This window comes from Paraburkholderia sp. (genome assembly GCF_036488505.1).
Lineage (GTDB): Bacteria > Pseudomonadota > Gammaproteobacteria > Burkholderiales > Burkholderiaceae > Paraburkholderia.
In genome coordinates this window covers 1-2,144 of the sequence record NZ_DASXHN010000274.1, presented here as the reverse complement: position 1 = coordinate 2,144, position 2,144 = coordinate 1, and the positions used below count along the sequence as shown (strand labels likewise).

General features: G+C 61.5%; 2 protein-coding genes. Both read left to right on the top strand.

From position 1 onward, the window contains the following. The first annotated feature begins 217 nt into the window (after window positions 1-217). Window positions 218-1,378 (top strand): FAD-dependent monooxygenase, encoded by a 1,161-nt coding sequence (locus tag VGH68_RS16400; RefSeq protein WP_331604704.1) that lies wholly within the window; start codon window positions 218-220, stop codon window positions 1,376-1,378. A gap of 71 nt (window positions 1,379-1,449) precedes the next feature. After that, complete coding sequence (locus VGH68_RS16395) at window positions 1,450-1,956, top strand: (2Fe-2S)-binding protein (protein WP_331604703.1); 507 nt, start codon at window positions 1,450-1,452, stop codon at window positions 1,954-1,956. Window positions 1,957-2,144 lie beyond the last annotated feature (188 nt).

The window sequence follows — 2,144 nt, the reverse complement described above, 5'->3', positions numbered from 1 at the left end:
TGACAAGATAGCCACCGATGTTTTTTACTGGTGCATGCGTGCTTTGGTTTGGTGAAAACCCTCAAATTTCGCCTTATGTAAGGGATTACCCCAACTATATTGGTGCATTACCAAATTTCCTTTACCTGCAAAAATGCAATGTGTACACTCGATATGGATTCATTTAACAGGCTCGGCTGAATGATGTTCGGCGAGCGCCAGACATGGGGAGATCATCATGAGCAAACCCCGTATCGCGATCGTTGGCGCGGGCCTTGGAGGAACGGCAGCGGCGGCGCTGATGCAGCGCGCCGGTTATCCGGTTCGTCTATATGAGCAGGCGCCCGCGTTTTCGCGTCTCGGAGCGGGGATTCACCTTGGGCCCAACGTCATGAAGATCATGCGCCGCATGGACTGCGAAGACGCACTGAATGTCATGGGCTCGCACCCGGACTACTGGTATAGCCGCGACTGGAAAACGGGCGAAGCCATCGCGCAGATTCCGCTCGGGGATTTCGCCTTGAAAGAATATGGCGCGTCGTATCTGACCGTGCATCGTGGGGACTTCCATGCGCTGATGACCGAAGCGGTCGCGCCCGGCACGATCGAGTTCAACAAGTGCCTGAGCGGGATTGAAGAGCTCGACCACGAAGCGCGCCTGACGTTTGCCGACGGCAGCGTCGAGACCGCGGATATCGTGATCGGCGCGGACGGCGTGAACTCGAAGATCCGCGACCATTTGCTTGGTGCGCAACCGCCGCGCTACACGGGTTATGTTGCGCATCGCGCGGTGTTTGCCGCGTCGCGGCTTGGCGCCGATCCTTTCGATCTGTGTGTAAAGTGGTGGTCGGAAGACCGCCACATGATGGTGTATTACGTGAGCGCCAGGCGCGATGAAATCTACTACGTGACCGGCGTTCCGCAGGCTGAGTGGCCGGCCGGGCAGTCGGTGGCGCCGAGCAGCCGCGACGAGATGCGCGAGGCGTTCGCGGGCTATCATCCGTCGGTGCAGAAGCTGATCGACGCCACGCCCGAAGTCACGAAGTGGCCGTTGCTGGAGCGCGATCCGCTGCCGTTGTGGAGCCGCGGCCGCCTGGTCCTGCTCGGCGACGCGTGTCATCCGATGAAGCCGCACATGGCGCAGGGCGCGGCCATGGCGATTGAAGATGCAGCCATGCTGACGCGTTGCCTGGACGAGGTCGGCGCGAACGATTACGCCAACGCGTTCGCGCTGTACGAAGCGAACCGCGCCGAGCGTGCTTCGAAGGTGCAACTGGTCTCGCACAACAACACGTGGCTGCGCACCAACGAAGATCCGGCGTGGGTGTTCGCTTACGACGTATTCAACGAGCCGCTGAAGTCGCCGTCGGCCAGGCAGGCTTCGGCAGCTACGGCCTGATATTTCGACCCGATCACACGCGGCAGTGCCTGGATGATTGCCTTGTGCGGTCTTGATTCGACGACTTGAAAATGAGCGTGTCCGCATCCGCAGCACCGACTTGCGAACCGTTGACGCTGACCGTCAACGGCAGCACCCGCACGGTCACGGGCGTGACCCGCGACACCCCCTTGCTATACGTGTTACGCAACGACTTCGAGCTGAACGGGCCGAAATACGGCTGCGGCCTGGGTCAGTGCGGAGCGTGCACGGTGCTGCTGGATGGCGGTCCCGCGCGTTCGTGCGTCGTGCCGGTTGCGGCGGCGCTCGGGCGCGAGACGCTTACGCTGGAAGGACTTGGAACGCTGGACGCGCTGCATCCTGTCCAGCGGGCTTTTATCGACGAACAAGCGGCGCAATGCGGCTACTGTCTCAACGGCATGATCATGAGCACGAAGGCGCTGCTCGATCGCAATCCTGCACCTGACGACGACGATATCCGCGAGGCGCTGCGCTTCAACCTGTGCCGTTGCGGCACGCACATTGAAATCATGAAGGCAGTGCATCGCGCTGCCGACTATCTGAAACGCGAACAATAACGCTGATTCAATGGACGCCATGCGCGAAGGAAGTTCCGACGGACCCGTGCTGATGCCCGAGTCGATGCTTCACGCGTGCGTGCTGGGGGACGCCGACGCTGCGTTGCTCGCACACGGGCATGCGCTCGACGTCGAGGCAGGCGTGCGCTGGGTGGTCGCGGGGAACGTGGCCGCGTTCGTCGCCGAGC

What these genes read in the sequence shown, in the direction of transcription:
- VGH68_RS16400 (WP_331604704.1), top strand. Translation starts at nt 218, where the DNA reads ATGAGCAAACCCCGTATCGCGATCGTTGGCGCGGGCCTTGGAGGAACG.
- VGH68_RS16395 (WP_331604703.1), top strand. Translation starts at nt 1,450, where the DNA reads ATGAGCGTGTCCGCATCCGCAGCACCGACTTGCGAACCGTTGACGCTG.